General features: G+C 72.7%; 15 protein-coding genes and 1 tRNA gene. 5 read left to right on the top strand and 11 right to left on the bottom strand.

The genetic code is table 11. The features are described from left to right. Window positions 1-56 precede the first annotated feature (56 nt). The 3 genes from lysA to IE195_RS21655 all read right to left on the bottom strand — a co-directional run bounded on the left by lysA (window position 57) and on the right by IE195_RS21655 (window position 3,153). Complete coding sequence (gene lysA, locus IE195_RS21665; protein WP_191274475.1) at window positions 57-1,442, bottom strand: diaminopimelate decarboxylase; 1,386 nt, start codon at window positions 1,440-1,442, stop codon at window positions 57-59. A gap of 197 nt (window positions 1,443-1,639) precedes the next feature. Beyond that, complete coding sequence (locus IE195_RS21660) at window positions 1,640-2,758, bottom strand: DALR anticodon-binding domain-containing protein (protein WP_191274473.1); 1,119 nt, start codon at window positions 2,756-2,758, stop codon at window positions 1,640-1,642. Continuing rightward, on the bottom strand, window positions 2,755-3,153 hold the full coding sequence (locus IE195_RS21655) for a response regulator transcription factor (RefSeq protein ID WP_191274470.1): 399 nt from the start codon (window positions 3,151-3,153) through the stop codon (window positions 2,755-2,757). The genes IE195_RS21660 and IE195_RS21655 overlap by 4 nt, the downstream gene beginning before the upstream one ends. A gap of 133 nt (window positions 3,154-3,286) precedes the next feature. On the opposite strand from IE195_RS21655, the gene IE195_RS21650 reads away from it, so the two are divergent. Beyond that, window positions 3,287-3,358: transfer RNA gene (locus IE195_RS21650), tRNA-Arg, on the top strand. 157 nt (window positions 3,359-3,515) lie between these two features. On the opposite strand, the gene IE195_RS21645 is transcribed toward IE195_RS21650, so the two are convergent. Continuing rightward, on the bottom strand, window positions 3,516-4,226 hold the full coding sequence (locus tag IE195_RS21645; RefSeq protein WP_191274468.1) for an exonuclease domain-containing protein: 711 nt from the start codon (window positions 4,224-4,226) through the stop codon (window positions 3,516-3,518). Further along, window positions 4,223-5,227: a LysR family transcriptional regulator gene (locus IE195_RS21640; protein WP_191274466.1), complete on the bottom strand. Its 1,005-nt coding sequence runs from the start codon at window positions 5,225-5,227 to the stop codon at window positions 4,223-4,225. The genes IE195_RS21645 and IE195_RS21640 overlap by 4 nt, the downstream gene beginning before the upstream one ends. A 108-nt stretch (window positions 5,228-5,335) precedes the next feature. Between IE195_RS21640 and IE195_RS21635 the strand changes: the two genes are divergently transcribed. The 3 genes from IE195_RS21635 (at window position 5,336) to IE195_RS21625 (ending at window position 7,436) form a co-directional block, all read left to right on the top strand. Next, window positions 5,336-6,310, top strand: a complete 975-nt coding sequence (locus IE195_RS21635; RefSeq protein ID WP_191274464.1) for a DMT family transporter — start codon at window positions 5,336-5,338, stop codon at window positions 6,308-6,310. An 85-nt stretch (window positions 6,311-6,395) separates the two neighbouring features. Further along, the gene (locus IE195_RS21630; RefSeq protein WP_191274462.1) at window positions 6,396-6,884 is read left to right on the top strand and encodes a MarR family winged helix-turn-helix transcriptional regulator; all 489 of its coding nucleotides are present in this window, start codon (window positions 6,396-6,398) and stop codon (window positions 6,882-6,884) included. A gap of 48 nt (window positions 6,885-6,932) precedes the next feature. After that, window positions 6,933-7,436 carry an LURP-one-related/scramblase family protein gene (locus IE195_RS21625; protein ID WP_191274460.1) on the top strand — a complete coding sequence of 168 codons (504 nt, stop codon included), beginning with the start codon at window positions 6,933-6,935 and terminating at the stop codon, window positions 7,434-7,436. A 12-nt stretch (window positions 7,437-7,448) separates the two neighbouring features. Here IE195_RS21625 and IE195_RS21620 read toward each other — a convergent pair whose 3' ends face one another. The 5 genes from IE195_RS21620 to IE195_RS21600 form a co-directional block, all read right to left on the bottom strand. Beyond that, window positions 7,449-7,994, bottom strand: coding sequence for a DinB family protein (locus tag IE195_RS21620; RefSeq protein ID WP_191274458.1), 546 nt, complete (start codon window positions 7,992-7,994; stop codon window positions 7,449-7,451). Window positions 7,995-8,046: 52 nt separating this feature from the next. Continuing rightward, on the bottom strand, window positions 8,047-8,946 hold the full coding sequence (locus IE195_RS21615) for a bile acid:sodium symporter family protein (protein WP_191274456.1): 900 nt from the start codon (window positions 8,944-8,946) through the stop codon (window positions 8,047-8,049). A 256-nt stretch (window positions 8,947-9,202) separates the two neighbouring features. Continuing rightward, entirely contained in the window at window positions 9,203-9,754 is a 552-nt protein-coding gene (locus tag IE195_RS21610) for an ATP-binding protein (RefSeq protein ID WP_191274454.1), read from the bottom strand. A gap of 230 nt (window positions 9,755-9,984) precedes the next feature. Further along, window positions 9,985-11,517, bottom strand: a complete 1,533-nt coding sequence (locus tag IE195_RS21605) for a glycerol-3-phosphate dehydrogenase/oxidase (RefSeq protein WP_191274452.1) — start codon at window positions 11,515-11,517, stop codon at window positions 9,985-9,987. 73 nt (window positions 11,518-11,590) lie between these two features. After that, window positions 11,591-12,178: a TetR/AcrR family transcriptional regulator gene (locus tag IE195_RS21600; protein WP_191274450.1), complete on the bottom strand. Its 588-nt coding sequence runs from the start codon at window positions 12,176-12,178 to the stop codon at window positions 11,591-11,593. Between the two features lie 17 nt (window positions 12,179-12,195). Between IE195_RS21600 and IE195_RS21595 the strand changes: the two genes are divergently transcribed. After that, on the top strand, window positions 12,196-13,830 hold the full coding sequence (locus IE195_RS21595) for an FAD-binding oxidoreductase (RefSeq protein WP_191274448.1): 1,635 nt from the start codon (window positions 12,196-12,198) through the stop codon (window positions 13,828-13,830). A gap of 19 nt (window positions 13,831-13,849) precedes the next feature. Here IE195_RS21595 and IE195_RS21590 read toward each other — a convergent pair whose 3' ends face one another. Then, window positions 13,850-14,773 (bottom strand): hypothetical protein, encoded by a 924-nt coding sequence (locus IE195_RS21590; RefSeq protein WP_191274445.1) that lies wholly within the window; start codon window positions 14,771-14,773, stop codon window positions 13,850-13,852. Between the last annotated feature and the right edge of the window lie 36 nt (window positions 14,774-14,809).

Here is a 14,809-nt window from a genome sequence, read left to right as displayed (position 1 = left end):
CTTCTCTCGTGTCCGACCTCGCCGGGCACCGGTGCGGCACCCGTGGGGCGGACGGTTCAGCCTACGTCGAGGCGGAGGAGGTCCTCCTCGTTCTCCCTGCGCACGATCACCCGTGCGTTCGCGTCCCTGACCGCCACCATGGCGGGGCGGGGCAGGTGGTTGTAGTTGCTCGCCATGGAGTAGCAGTAGGCGCCCGTGGCGGCGACCGCCACCAGGTCGCCCGGCCGCAGGTCGGCGGGCAGGTAGAGGTCGTGCACGATGATGTCACCGCTCTCGCAGTGCTTGCCGACCAGACGGGAGAGCATCGGCTCGGCGTCGCTCTCCCGGGACACCAGCTGGCTGGTGTACTCGGAGCCGTACAGGGCGGTGCGGATGTTGTCGCTCATACCGCCGTCGACGCTGACGTAGGTGCGGATGCCCTCGACGTCCTTGACGGTGCCGACCTCGTAGACGGTGACCCCGGCCGGGCCGGCGACGGCGCGCCCGGGCTCCACCGCGATACGCGGCACGGGCAGTCCCGCCTCCTGGCACTCGCGGCGCACGATGGCGGTGAGGCTGGCGGCGATGGTCTTGGGGTCGAGCGGATCGTCACCGGAGGTGTAGGCGATGCCCAGGCCGCCGCCGAGGTCGAGTTCGGCGAGGGTGACGTCGAGTTCCTCGTGGATCCGGGTGAGGAACCGGGTGACCCGCCGGGCGGCGACCTCGAAGCCCGAGGTGTCGAAGATCTGCGAACCGATGTGCGAGTGCAGGCCGACCAGGTCCAGGTGCTCGGCGGCGAGGACGCGGCGGACCGCCTCGGCGGCCGCACCCGTGCTCAGCGCGAAGCCGAACTTCTGGTCGTCGTGCGCGGTGGCGACGAACTCGTGCGTGTGCGCCTCCACGCCGGTGGTGACCCGGATGAGCACCTTGGGACGGGCACCGTACTCGGCGGCCACCGACTCCAGGCGGTCGATCTCGTCGAGGGAGTCCAGGATGATCCGCCCAACCCCGGCCTCGACGGCACGGCGCAGCTCGGCGACCGACTTGTTGTTGCCGTGCATGGCGACGCGGTCCGTGGGGACCCCGGCGGCCAGGGCCACGGCCAGCTCGCCGCCGGAGCACACGTCGAGCTTGAGCCCCTCCTCGACGACCCAGCGGGCGACGGCCTTGGTCAGCAGGGCCTTGCCCGCGTAGTAGACGTCGGCGTCGGCGAAGGCGGTGGAGTAGTCGCGGGCTCGGGTCCGGAAGTCCTCCTCGTCCATGACGAAGAGCGGCGTACCGTACTCGGCGGCGAGGGCGCGCACGCCGACACCGCCGATGGTGACCTCGCCGTCCGAACGGTGCGCGGTGGCGGGCCAGACCCGAGGGTCCAGCGTGTTGAGGTCCTCGGGCGGCAGCGGCGGGTTCTCCTCCGGCAGGACCTCCGCGTGGCGGGATCCGGCGGGGTGGGCGTAGCGGCTCATGACGGTCTTTCGGCTGGGACTTCGGTACGTCTGGCTGTGCTGTGTCGTGACTCTGCTGTGGAGGCGGACGGTCGTCGGCACGGGGTCCGCGCCGACGGCGCCGACCGGTCTGCGGGGCGCACCCGCGTCCATTGTCCACCAAGACGATCGGAACACGGGGGTTGGGCTCGTCCAACGGGTCCGCGACGGCGGGGCGTCTACAGCCTTGTGGGCGCTGACACCCCGAGCAGGAAGAGGCCGGTGCCGAGCACACCGGCGACGGCGGCGGGCAGCGCCGGGTCGAGGGCGGCCCGCGTCGGTTCCGTCCCCGACGCCGGTCCGGCCCCGGCGGCGGAAGCCGTCCGCCACTCATCGTAGGCACTGGTCAGCGCCTCCAGGTATCTGACCAGGATATGGGGTTCCTCTCGGCGGGCAGCGGTGTCCAGGACACTGGGGCCGTCGAAGAGGAGCCCGCGCACCCCGGCCCCGTGCGTGTGAGGGCAGTCGTGCGGTTCGGGAGCGGTGCCCTGGGCCGCCCACCGGAGACTGCTCAGGGCGTGGGCGTGGGCGTAGCGCAACCGGAAGGCGGGGTTGGCGTCGGTGAGCCGGGACCAGGCCCCGGGGTTCTCCGCGGAGGGCAGCACGGGCAGGCAGCGACCGGTGGTCTCGTTCTCCTTGGGGTGTTCGGGGACCGAACGGCAGAAGGCGACACGGGCGCTGTCCTCACCGACTCTGCCGAGCAGGCGGCCAGCGGGGGTGAACAGCCCGGTGCGGTCGGTGTCCAGGTAGCGGTCGCGCCAGGAGACCTCGCCGACGGGGCCCGGAGGCGGGTCGGGTCCGCCCACGGCCATGGCGATCCGGGCCCGGGCGTCGGCGCGGGCGTAGCGGCGGGCCTGGGCGAGGGGGCCCGCCTCGTGCAGGGCGGAGCGGGGCCACTCCCCCGCTCCCGTCCAGTCCCGGCCGGTGAGGAAGCGGGGGCCGTCGGCCGCGGCGCGCAGAAGGCCGCGGCGCTGTTCGCAGGTGAGGGTGAAGTGGGCGAAGCCGCGCTCGTCCGAAACGATCCGGGCGAACCCGGCGTCGGGCTCGCCTTCCTCGGCCATGGCGCTGATCTGGGCGACGATTCGCCCGCAGACCACGGCCCGGTGGGTGCCCTCCGCGTCCCTGGGCAGTTCGCCGCGGACCCGTCCGAGCAGGCGCGGGGCCAGGGCGACGGCTGCGTCCGCGTCCTCCGCGGCGTGGCCGCCGCGCGGCCAGACGAAGGGGACGTCGGCCTCACCGAGGCCGAAGGCTCGCACGGCGGCGCGGCGGACGACCGTCTCCAGCCTCCGTGGGGTCACGCAGCTCCCCCGATTCCGCCGTCACCCTTCCCGTGCAGGGCCCGGATGAGGTCGACCAGCTCGTCGGGATCGAAGGGCTTGGTCAGGTAGTCGTCGACGCCGATCCGCTCCCCGCGTCTGCGGTCGTCCGCCTGCGCGCGGGCGGTGACCATGATGATGCGGCGGTCGTAACCGTCGGAGCGGAGGCGTTCGACCGTGGTCCAGCCGTCGAGTCTGGGCATCATCACGTCCATGGTGATGACGTCGGGGGCGATGTGCCCGACCCGCTCCAGGCAGTCCTGACCGTCCATGGCGGTGAACACCTCGAACCCCTCAAGTTCGAGGTTGAGGCGGATCAGTTCGCGGATCACCTCGTCGTCCTCGACGACGAGAACCCGTACGGGAAGGGCGTTCACGCCCGTGACACTACCGCCGCGGGGCGCGGCGGCACCACTGGAATCCGGTATCGGCCGGGGTCGGTCGGCGCTTGGCGCACAGGAGTGGACGAGCAACCCGGAACCCCTGCTACAGTTGTTCACGCAGCAGCGCGCCCCCTTAGCTCAGGGGATAGAGCACCGGCCTCCGGAGCCGGGTGCGGAGGTTCGAATCCTCCAGGGGGCACAGGAAAGACGGGAACACCTTCGGGTGTTCCCTTTTTCGTGTGCCCCTCCCTCCCCTTGCGCGCACCCCGTCCGGTGCCCCGGTTTCCTCGCGCCCCGGTCGGCCCCACCGCCTCTCGGCCCCGGTCGGAGGCGTCGCGGGGCCCGGGCGGCCGGGATCAGGTGGCGGCGGGGACCAGCGGCCAGGAACCGTCGACCACCGCTTCGGGGTTCCTGCGGCGCAGGTACTCCTGGAAGCTGGCGGCCTGTTCGGCCTTCCACTTGACCTGGGCGGCGTGCAGGTCCACGGCGGACATCTGCGCGATTTCGGGGTTGGCCGCGGCGATCCGCCAGGCGAGCCGGGCCGAGGCCAGGGCGTCGGCGGCGGCCCCGTGCGCCTCCTCCCGGGCCAGGGGGACCTCGTAGTGGGCGCAGACGTCGACCAGTTTGCGGGAGCCCCGGCGGAACGTGTCCACCCGTTTGTCCAGGACCAGCGGGTCCACCACCAGGGGCTGCGCGGCCAGGGGGGCGCCCGGGCGGTGGAGCGCGAGTTCGCGGTCCAGGAGGGTGAGGTCGTAGGGCGCGTTGTAGACCACCACGGGCAGCCCCTCAGCGGTGACGGCGTCCAGCGCCGCGGCGATCTCGGTGACCACGTCCGCGGCGGGACGGCCCTGGGCGCGGGCCTGTTCGGTGGTGATGCCGTGGATCTCGGCGGCCTCGGCCGGGATCTCGATCCCGGGGTCGGCGAACCAGGTGGCGACCTCCTTGGTCCCGCGAGCGGGGTCGATGCGCCACAGGGCCGCGGTGATGATCCGGTCGCTCTCCACGTCCAGGCCGGTGGTCTCGACGTCGAAGGCGGCCATGGGCAGGTGGTGCCAGGGAGTGTTCACATGATTCCTTGTGTGGTCGGTTCCGCGGGAGCGGACTCGGTGTACGCGGATGTGACGGGTGGTGCCACGGTGGGGGGTGGGGTTGGAGTGGAAGGTGTGGCGGTGAGGGCGGTGACACAGGCTCGGACCGCCGGGGTTTCGGCGTCCGCGCGCCACACCGCTCTGATGGTCCTGCGGATCAGCGGGTCGGTGGGCACGAACCGGACCCCTTCGGGGGCGGTGCGTCGGCCGAGGTCCGGGACCAGCGCCACGGCGAGGCCGGAGGCCACCAGCTCCAGTTGGGAGGGGATCTCGGCGAGCCTGTACCTGATGTCGGGTTCCACGCCCCGGGCGCGCAGGGCCTGGAGGATCGCCTCGTAGGGTTCGGTGCCCGCGGGGCAGCTCGCCCAGGGCAGACCGACCGGGTCGCCCGTGGCGGTCCCGCCGAGCTCGGCGATGCGCACGCTCTCCCGTGCGCCGAGGGGATGGCCGGGGGGCAGTGCCAGGCACACCCGCTCGTCCAGGAGTTCCACCGTCCGGACCCCGGCGGGTAGCGCGACCGGGCGGCTGGACCAGCTCTCGGCCAGGACCAGGTCCAGTTCCCCGCGCAGGAGCGGCGGTAGCAGCGAGACGACCTCCCCGTCGCGCACGGTGGGGGTCAGCCGCGGGTGCGCGGCCAACAGGACGGACAGCGCCCCCGGGAGCAGGGTGCGCACAGCGCTGCCCACACCGCCCAGGCGCAGCGGCCCGAGGATCTGGCGGTCGAGGTCGGCGAGGTCCGCCTGCGCCTCCGTGACCTGGGCGAGTACCCGGTCGGCGTGCCCGACGAGGACACGGCCCGCATGGGTGAGCCGCACGGTGCGGCCCGCCGGCTCGAGCAGGCGCTGACCCGCCTCCCGTTCCAGCTTGGTGAGTTGCTGGGACATCCCCGAGGGGGTCACGTGCAGGGCTCTCGCCGCGCGTGCGATGGAGCCGTGGGTCCGCACGGCGGCCAACGCCCTCAGTCGTTCGATGCTGAACACATAAGCAACAGTACCGATTACCGACGACAAAACATCGCTTTTGTTTCCTGGTCGTGGCCGTCAGGCTGGGTCGTGCACCTGGCGGGCGGACGCGGAGGGGACGGGGCCATGGCGGGTACGGACACGGAGCGCACGCCCCGGGAGGGCTCGGTACTGGACCGGGCCGACCCCGTCGTCCTGGCGGTGGCCGGTGCCGGTTGCACCTCGGCCACGGGTGTGTTCGTCAAACTCTCCGGGGCCAACACGGGCACCGCGGCCTTCCTGAGATGCGCGTTGGCACTGTTCGTGCTGGCCCCCATGGCCGTGGCCGAACTCCGCCGGGTCGGCCCGCGGGCGCTGTGGCTGGTGGGCCTGGACGCCGCGGCGGGGCTGCTGCTGGGTGTGGACTACGTGTTCTGGGTGGCGAGCATCCAGCACGTGGGCGCGGGGATGGCGACCGTGCTGCTCAACGTCCAGGTGGTGGTCTTCCCCCTGCTCGCGTGGGTGTTCCTGGGCGACCGGGCGCCGCTGAGGTTCGTGGTCGCGGTGCCGGTGATGCTGGCCGGTCTCGTCCTGGCCGCCGGGGTGGCCGACTCGGGCGGTGCCGCGGGCCCGGACTCCGGGGGCGGCCCGTGGCTCGGGCTGGCCTACGGCTGTGCGGCGGGGGCGGCCTACGCGGGATACCTCTTCCTGTCCCGGCTCGGCGGCGGCCGAGGGCACACGGTGACCCCGGTGTGCGTCTCCACGTCGACCGCGGCGGTGGCGGCCGGTGCGCTGGGCGCGCTGTGGAGCGGAATCGACCTGGCCTCCCAGGACTCGCGGGCATGGCTGTGGCTGGCGCTGTTGGCACTGACCGGGCAGGTGCTGACCTGGCTGCTGATCGGTTCGGCCCTGCCCCGGCTGACCGCGAGCACCGGCGCGGCGGTCCTGGTGCTGCCTCCGGTCCTGGCGGTGGCGATGGGCGCCGTCTTCCTGGGTGAACGGGCGACCCCCGGCCAACTGGGGGGTTGTGCACTGGTGGTGTCCGCGATCTGGCTGTCCCAGAGCGGGGGCCGCCCGTCGGCCTGGCCGGGGCGGCGTGGGGAGCACTCCAGGAGAGAGTGATAGTTGTGTGTGCACTAGTTGCACGCGCTTTCTACATGCGCAAGCTAGGATGATCTGCGAGCAGTCACGAGGAGGTGGGACGGCCATGGGGATCACCGACGACGCCGTGGAGATCCGCGCGCACGGATGGCGCACGCTCGCCGCCGTCCACGGACTGGTCGAGACCGCACTGGAGCGCGCCCTGAAGTCGGAGCACGGGGTCTCCGTGGTGGAGTACACCGTCATGGACGCCCTGAACCGGCAGGACGGCTGGCACATGCGGATGCGCCAGCTCGCCCGCGCCGCGGCGCTGTCCAACAGCGCCACCACCCGCCTGGTCACCCGACTGGAGGACCGGGGCCTGCTCACCCGGGTCCTGTGCGCAGACGACCGGCGCGGCATCTACACCGAGCTCACCCCCGCCGGGACGGAACTCCTCGCCCGGGCACGCCCCACCCACGACGCGGTGCTGCGCCTGGCCCTGGACGAGGCCGCCCGGACCCCCGAACTCGCTCCGCTGGTGGGTGCCCTGCGCGGCCTCTCCCCGGAACCGGAGCCCGCCGGGGAACCGGCCCCGGACCCGGCCGGGGGCTGACCGGCCGCGGTCCTGGTGGCCGCACGGGCCCTCCGTTAGCGTCGGTGCATGAAGTTCCTGGTACGCGAACGCGTTTTCGACATCGGCGACGACTCCTGGGTGACCGACGAACACGGCACCAAGGTCTTCCGGGTGGACGGCAAGGCGCTGCGGATGCGCACCACCTTCGAACTCAAGGATCCGGGGGGCGAGGTCCTCACGGTGATCCGCAGGAAACTCTTCAGGGTCCGCGACCAGATGCGTGTCGAGCAGGGCGGCAGGACCGTCGCGACCGTGCGCAAGCGGCTCTTCGATCCCGTCCGGGACAAGCTCGGCGTGGAGCTCGAGAACGGCCCGGGCTGGGAGGTCGTCGGGAGCTTCCTCGACAGGGAGTACTCGATCAGCGACGGTGAGGGCACCGTCGCGGTCGTCTCCCGCAAGTGGTTCCGGATGCGCGACACCTACGCGGTGGACGTGAACACCCACCGTCAGGATCCCGGCGGCGACCCCGCCCTGGTGGTCAGCGTCGCGGTGGCCGTGGACGCCCTCACCGGAGAGGACGGGGGCGACTGACGGCCGTGCGGCTCAGTGGCCGGTGGCGCCGTCGATGCTCTCCCTCAGCAGGTCGGCGTGGCCGTTGTGCCGGGCGTACTCGGCGATGAGTTTCACCAGCACGGCCCGCAGTTCGACGGGTTCACCGGAACGCTCCTCCGTCCCCGCCTCGTCCAGCGAGCCGGCCGCCGCGACGATCTCCCGGGACCGTTCCACCTCCGCCCGCCAGACGGCGAAGGCCTCGGCGGGGTCGCCGTCCAGCCGGTCGAAGTCCTGGTCGGGGTCCTCGTCGGAGTAGTACAGCAGCGGAAGGTCCTCCCCCGCGAACTGGATGCGCAGCCACCAGCGCTCGACACCGGCCAGGTGCCGCACCAGCCCGTGCAGGCTGAGCGAGGAGGCGGCGACGGACCTCGCGGAGAGCTGTCCGGGTGTGAGTCCCCCGCACTTGGCCTCCAGGGTCCTGCGGTGCCAGTCGAGGTAGCCGCCGAGCACCTCGGCCTCGGTGCCGCCCCGGGGCGGCGCGGGGCGGTCCTCGGCGGGCCAGAGCTCGGAGAGGTTCTGCGGTGGGATCCGGTTCACGGTGCCAGTGTGCACCCGGGCACCGACAGAGGACCGCGGGAGCCGGGCCGGGTCAGCCCTCGGTTCCGGCGGGCTCGGCCGCCTCCTCCCGTGCCCTGCGGCGGGTGAGCAGGGCGCCCGCAGCGGCGGCCGTGAGGAACATCAGCACACCGTAGACGGCGGAGGGGATGGCGATCTCGGTGCTGTCGAGGACGGTCACCGCGATGGTGAGCGACAGGGTGGTGTTGTGCAGGCCGATCTCCATGCAGGAGGCGATGGCCTCGCCGCGCCCGGTCCCGACCAGTCGGGGCGCCCAGTAGCCGATGGTCAGGCTGACCAGGTTGAAGACGAGCACCATGAGGCCGACCGAGACGATGTACCCCGGCAGGTTGGCCCACTCGGCTGCGAGGGCGCCGACGATGACCGCGACGAGCACGAGAACGGATCCGAGCTTGACCGGCCTCTCCATGCGTTCGGCGAAGGACGTCATCCTCGCCCGGACGAACATGCCGACGGCCACGGGCACGAGGATGACCGCGAAGACCTGGACCATCTTGTCGGTCTGCAGGCCGATGGACCCGCCCTCGGTGAAGTAGCCCAGCGAGAACCCGGTGATCAGGGGCAGGGTCACCATGGCGGTGAGCGAGTTGATCGCGGTCAGCGAGATGTTGAGCGCGACGTTGCCCCTGAACAGGTAGCTGTACAGGCTCGCGGTGGTGCCGCCCGGGGAGGCGGCCATCAGCATCATGCCCACCGCCAGCAGCGGGGAGAGGTCGAGGTACCTGACGAAGACCAGGACCAGGCCGAAGCAGAAGGCCGGCAGCAGGATGATCTGGCAGCCCAGGATCAGGACGATGGTCCAGGGCATGGAGAGCAGTCGGGTGAAGTCCTTGACGGTCAGGGACAGGCCGAGACCGAACATGATGATGCCGAGGGCGATCGGGAGGCCGATCGTCGTGAGGGCGGAGTCCATGGGGCACCTTGGGGGAAGGGCCGCCGGAGGCGGCGCGGACGGCCGGGCAGGCGCGGACCGCGTTCGGTGCACGGTGCCGACGTGGGGGTGGCCGCGGCGCCCGGAGCGCATCCCGGCGGGGTTCCGGGAAGCGCACGGAATCGCGCCGTTCCGTGATCTGCGCCACAGTTACCCGTAGGTAGAAAATAGTGGCACGTGCCACGACCTGTGGCAAGGGCGGGCTCCCCGGCTGCCCCGGTCCGTGCCCCGAGCACCCTCAGGCCGCGGGCCAGGAACTTCCGGTCATGTCGTAGGCCAGGTGGAACCACACCTTGCGGATGCTCGGGTGGCCGTTGTCCCCCCATGTGGTGGCGAAGCTGTCGATCAGCGCCAGACCGCGCCCGTCCTCGGCGGTCAGGCGCTCCTCTGGGGGCGAAGCGAACAACTGGCCGCCCTCGCCCTTGAGGGCGTTCACGGGGGTCCCCTGGTCGCGGCAGGTGACGGTCAGCCCGTTCGGCCCCCGGTCCACCCGGAGCACGAAGGTCCGGCCCGGCTCCCCCGAGCGGCTGTGCCGGATCGCGTTGGTGGCGAGCTCCGCCCCGAGCAGGGTGAGGACGTACTGGTAGTCGGAGTCACGTCCGGCCGCGCAGGTCTCCAGGAAGGCGCGGACCAGCGGCACGCTGACCGGTTCGCCGGCGAACTCCCAGCGGCGTTTGGTGAACGGGACCGGCGCCCGGCCGTTGAAGTAGTGCCGGTACTCGTCCGGGACCCTCTCGAGGACGGTGTCCCCGGTCCTGGTGAGGGCGGGCACGGCAACGAGCGTGGGCATGGCTGGCTCCTTCGGCGGGGCGGCTCAGTGGGCGGGCGAGCCGGAAACGGGGGCGGCTGCGGGAGTGTCCGGGGGACGAGAGGGCTCGAACCGGTATGACCTTACGCGATGACATCGTCGCGGAACAGGGGAGGCCGGTGTGGCGAGTTCCCCGAATCAACCGTGCGTCCTCCGTCTCACGCACCGTGCGGCCCCGCCCCGGGGGGCCGGCCACGCGCCTTCCCCGGCCCTTAGCCGACCGCGGCCAGCGCCTCCTTCGCCGCAGCCTCCGCCAGGTCCCGGTCCGTGTCGACCAGGGCGATCCGAGTCCGCCGTTCCAGCAGGTCGGCAACGTTCAGCGCGCCCTCGTGACGCACCCCGAAACGCAGTTCCGCGGGGGTGATGCCGCAGACGACAGGGGTGAGCAGGGCGGGGTCCCCCCCGGCTTCGGCGACCACGTCGACCGCCTCGGCCCCGTACCTGGCCACCAGGCGGCGGGGCGCGTCCAGTGCGTCGAGCTCCCCGTGCGGGGCCGCGCCCACCAGCGGCACCTCACGGGTGCGGCAGGGCCCCGCGGCCAGCCGGCGCGCCCGGACCAACGCGTCCACGGCCTCCTCCGCCATGGCCCGGTACGTGGTGAGCTTGCCGCCGACCACGGTCACCGTGCCGTTGGGGGCGACCGACACGGAGTGTTCGCGGGAGAGGTCGGCGCTCGTGCCGTCGCCGTGCAGCAGCGGCCGCAGACCCGCGAAGGAACCGATGACGTCCTTTCTGGTCAGCTCGGTGGCCAGGGCCCGGTTGAACTGTTCGAGAAGGAAGTCGACGTCCTGCTGCGGCACCCGGGGGACCCGTTCGGCGGGGCCGTCCACGGGTTCGTCGGTGAGCCCGGCGAAGACCCGGCCGTCAGGCTGGGGGAGGGCGAACACGAACCGGCTCACGCTGCCGTCCAGCGGAACCGTCAGCGCGGCCCCGGGGTTGCCGAGCGCCGCCCCGTCCAGGACCAGGTGGGTGCCGCGGCTGGGGCTCAGCCGGATCCGGGGGTCGAGTGCGTCGGCGTGGACCCCGGTCGCGTTGACCACGGCGCGCGGGCGCACCGGGAGGAGCCGGCCGTCGGTCTCGTCGCGCAGGACGGCCCCGTCGGCGCTGATGCTGTCGGCGGAGCAGCGGGTGATGATCCGGGCGCCCTCGCGGGCCGCGGTGCGGGCGATCCCCACGACCAGGCGGGCGTCGTCGACGAGCTGGCCGTCGAAGGACAGGATGCCGCCGAGCAGCCCCTCGGTCCGGACCGCGGGCAGCAGGCGCCTGGTCTGGCGGGCGTTGAGGATCCGGGGTCCGGGGAGCACGTTGGCGGGGGTTCCGGACAGGATCCTCAGGAGGTCGCCCATACCCGTCCCCGCGCGGACGAAGAGGGCCCGGGCCAGGCCGGTGCCCCGGTGGACGGGGATCACCATGGGCATGGGACGGACCAGGTGGGGCGCGGTGACGCGCATGAGGACGTCGCGTTCGCGGGCGCTCTCGTAGGCGATGCCGACCTGTCCCTTGGCGAGGTAGCGCAGCCCGCCGTGGACCAGCTTCGAGCTCCAGCGGCTGGTCCCGAAGGCCAGGTCCTCGCGTTCGACGAGCACGGTGGAGAGGCCGCGCGAGGCGGTGTCCAGGGCCACTCCGGCCCCGGTGACGCCCCCGCCGACCACCAGGACGTCCACCTCGGGACGTGCCTCCAGGTCGGCGAGGTCGGCGGCCCTGCGGGCGGCGTTGAGGGACGTGGACCGGGTGTGCTGACGCATCGGGGCGTCCTTTCCGGGGGATGGTGGTTCGGTTCCGCGCGGATCCGGGAGGGCGGTGGCCGGGCCGGTGCGGTCAGGGGCTCAGGTATCCGTCGAGCAGCGCGGACAGTTCGTCGACCAGCCCGTCCTGGTCGAGCACCTCCGTGAACAGGCGCCGGGAGGTCACGGTGTTCTGCACGGTGACCATGAACAGGTGGGCCAGGACACCGGGATCGCCCTCGCGGACGGAACCGTCGGCCTGGCCTTCGGCGAGGGCCGGTTCGAGCAGTTCGAGTGCGGCCCGGTGGCTGCTGCCCAGCCGGTGGAACGTGTAGGTGGCCAGGAGTTCGGGTTCGGTGTCGACGATCCGGCCGACCAGGGGGTGGGCGAGCATCGCGCGGGCGACCCCGGCGGCGTGCCGCACCAGCCGGGTCCGAACGGTCTCGGCCTTACTGCCCTGCTCGGCGGCCACCTCCTCGGCGATGAGGATGCGCCGGAGTTCACGGGTGAGCAGGTCGGCGACCAGGGCGGTCACGTCGGGCCAGCGCCGGTAGACGGTGGGGCGGCTGACCCCGGCGCGGCGGGCCACGTCGGTCAGGGTGGTGCGGCGTACCCCGAAGGCTTCGACGCAGGTGCGGGCCGCGTCGAGGATTTCGTCCTCTACGTTACGTTTTGACGCCATGTGTAAAACTGTAGGGCATGACCCACGATGCTCGCACTGAACACGCCCCTGCCGCCTCCGACGGCACCGCACCGGACATGAGCTGGTTCGCCTGGGGCGATCCCGCCGAGGCGAAGGAACTCGACCCCGGTACGCGCGAACTCGTCTCGCAGGTACTGCGGACCCGGACCGAGGACATGCCCCCGGTGGCCGAGGAGGACGTGGTCCTGTCCGGGTCCCGTCTGGACGAACGGCTCCGGGAGGTGTTCGCCGGGATCGTGGGGACACCGCAGGTGCGCACCGACGACACCGCCCGCCTGCTGCACAGCGGCGGCAAGAGCACCCCGGACCTGCTCGCCCGCCGAGCCGGGAAGGCGTCCCCCGCGCCCGACGCGGTTCTGTACCCGGCCGACCACGACCAGGTGGAGCGGGTCCTGGCGGTCTGCTCGGCCGAGCGGGTGGCCGTGGTGCCCTTCGGCGGCGGCACCAGCGTGGTGGGCGGGGTCTCCCCGGTCGACGGCGGCTTCCGGGCCGTGATCAGCCTCGACCTGCGCCGCCTGAACCGGCTGGTCTCGCTGGACGCCACCTCGCTGACGGCCGTCCTGGGCGCGGGCGTGCGCACCCCGCACGCCGAGGAGATGCTGGGCGAGCACGGGCTCACCCTCGGGCACATGCCGCAGAGCTACGAGTACGCGACCATCGGCGGGTACGCCGCCACCCGGTCCAGCGGTCAGGCCTCCGCCGGATACGGCCGCTTCGAGGACATGGTGGTGGGCCTGCGGGTCGCCACCCCGCGCGGCACCCTGGAGGCCGGTGGCCCGCCGGCCTCGGCCGCCGGGCCCGACCTGCGCCGGCTCCTGGTGGGTTCGGAGGGCACCCTGGGCGTGATCACCGAGGTGGCCGTGCGGGTGCGGCCCAGGCCGGAGCGGGTTCTGGACGAGGCCTGGTCCTTCCCCGACTACGCCACCGGGGTCGATGCGCTGCGCACTCTCGCGCAGTCGGACACCCGGCCCACCATGGCCCGGCTCTCCGACGAGACCGAGACCTTCGTGAACGCGGCCCTCGGCGGCCGTGAGGCCGTCCCCGGCTGCCAGGCGGTGCTGGGTTTCGAGGGGACGGACTCCGAGGTCGAGTCACGATCGGCGGTGGTGCGGCGGCTGCTGGAGGCCGCGGGGGGCACCCCGCTGGGCCCGGAACCCGTGGCGCACTGGCGCGAGACCCGCTTCCACGCGCCCTACCTGCGCGACACCCTGCTGTCCGCGGGCGTCCTCGCCGAGACCCTGGAGACCGCCGCCTCCTGGAGCGACCTGCTACCGCTGCACGCGGCGGTGGTGGGCGCGCTGACCGGCGCCCTGGACGACGACGAGAGCGGCGCCGTAGTCCAGTGCCACGTCTCGCACACCTACGCGACCGGCGCCTCGCTGTACTTCACCGTGGCCACGGGTGCGGGCGAGGACCCGGCCGGGCGCTGGGACCGCGCCAAGCGTGCGTCCTCGGACGCGATCGTCGCCAACGGCGGAACGATCACCCACCACCACGCCGTGGGCACCGACCACCGGCCGTGGATGACGGCCGAGCTGGGTCCGCTGGGCGCCGAGGTGCTGCGCGCGGTGAAGGCGGCGCTGGACCCGGAGGGCGTGCTCAACCCGGGCAAGCTCATTCCCGAAGCCTGAGCCCGTTTCCCGGCCGTGCCTACCTCTCGGCCACCCGCGGGAGCTGTTCGGCCACGGCCCCCAGCGCCGCCTCGGTCCTGTCGTAGATCTCCTCGATCTCCGGGCTCGACGAGGCTCCGGAGTAGTCGACGGTCAGGGCGAGGACCGCGTTCTCCTGCCGGGCGACACCCATACCGAACTGCGACATGTAGTCACCGCCGGGATCGACCGACCCGACGACGAGGCTCCGGTCCCCGATCGACGGTTCGTCCCACAGGATCTGGACCGTGCTGACGTCCGTGCCGAAGGAGTGCTCGGTGACCTCGCCGGGCGGGATCTCCTCGTCCTGGATCAGGTCGCCCCCGTCGCCCTCCATGTCGAAGGCGCGGTCCATGTCCGACTCCCGGTCCGACGCCTCGCGGTCGTACAACTGGACGTGGACGCCCAACTCCACCCCGTTCTCCGAACCCGAGCAGAACAGCATGCCGTGGAGGCCCTCCTCGGCGGCGCCCTCCCGGGTGAACTCACCGTCCAGGCTCGGGACCGTACCTTCGAAGACGTCGTTCAGGAGGTCGTCACCGACCACCTCCGAGCAGTCGTCGGGCAGTGCGAGGTAGTCACCGCCGGAGTTGACGTACACCAGGGTGCCGCCGATGACCGCCAGCACCACCGCCCCGACCGCGCCGCCGATGATCAACCCGGTCCTGCTCTTCCCGGGTGCGCCGGCTCCCGGGCCCTGCGGGCCGTGGCCGGGCGGGTACTGCCCCGGCGGCGGGTACTGCCCGGGAGGCGGACCCTGCGGCGGCATCCCCTGCTGCGGCTGACCAGGGTGCCCCGGGAAGGGCCCCTGCGGTACACGGCCGGGCGGCGGCCCCTGCGGCGGCGGGCCGGGCTGCCCCGGGAACTGGCCGGGCCGCCCCTGGGAGGGGTCCTGCGGGCCGTACGGGGGCGGGGGTTGTCCCATGGGGAGGTACCTCGTGGTGTGCGCTGTCGAAAAGGG

It is taken from the genome of Nocardiopsis terrae (assembly GCF_014651695.1).
Classification (GTDB): domain Bacteria; phylum Actinomycetota; class Actinomycetes; order Streptosporangiales; family Streptosporangiaceae; genus Nocardiopsis; species Nocardiopsis terrae.
This window is presented reverse-complemented; position numbering and strand designations above follow the sequence as displayed.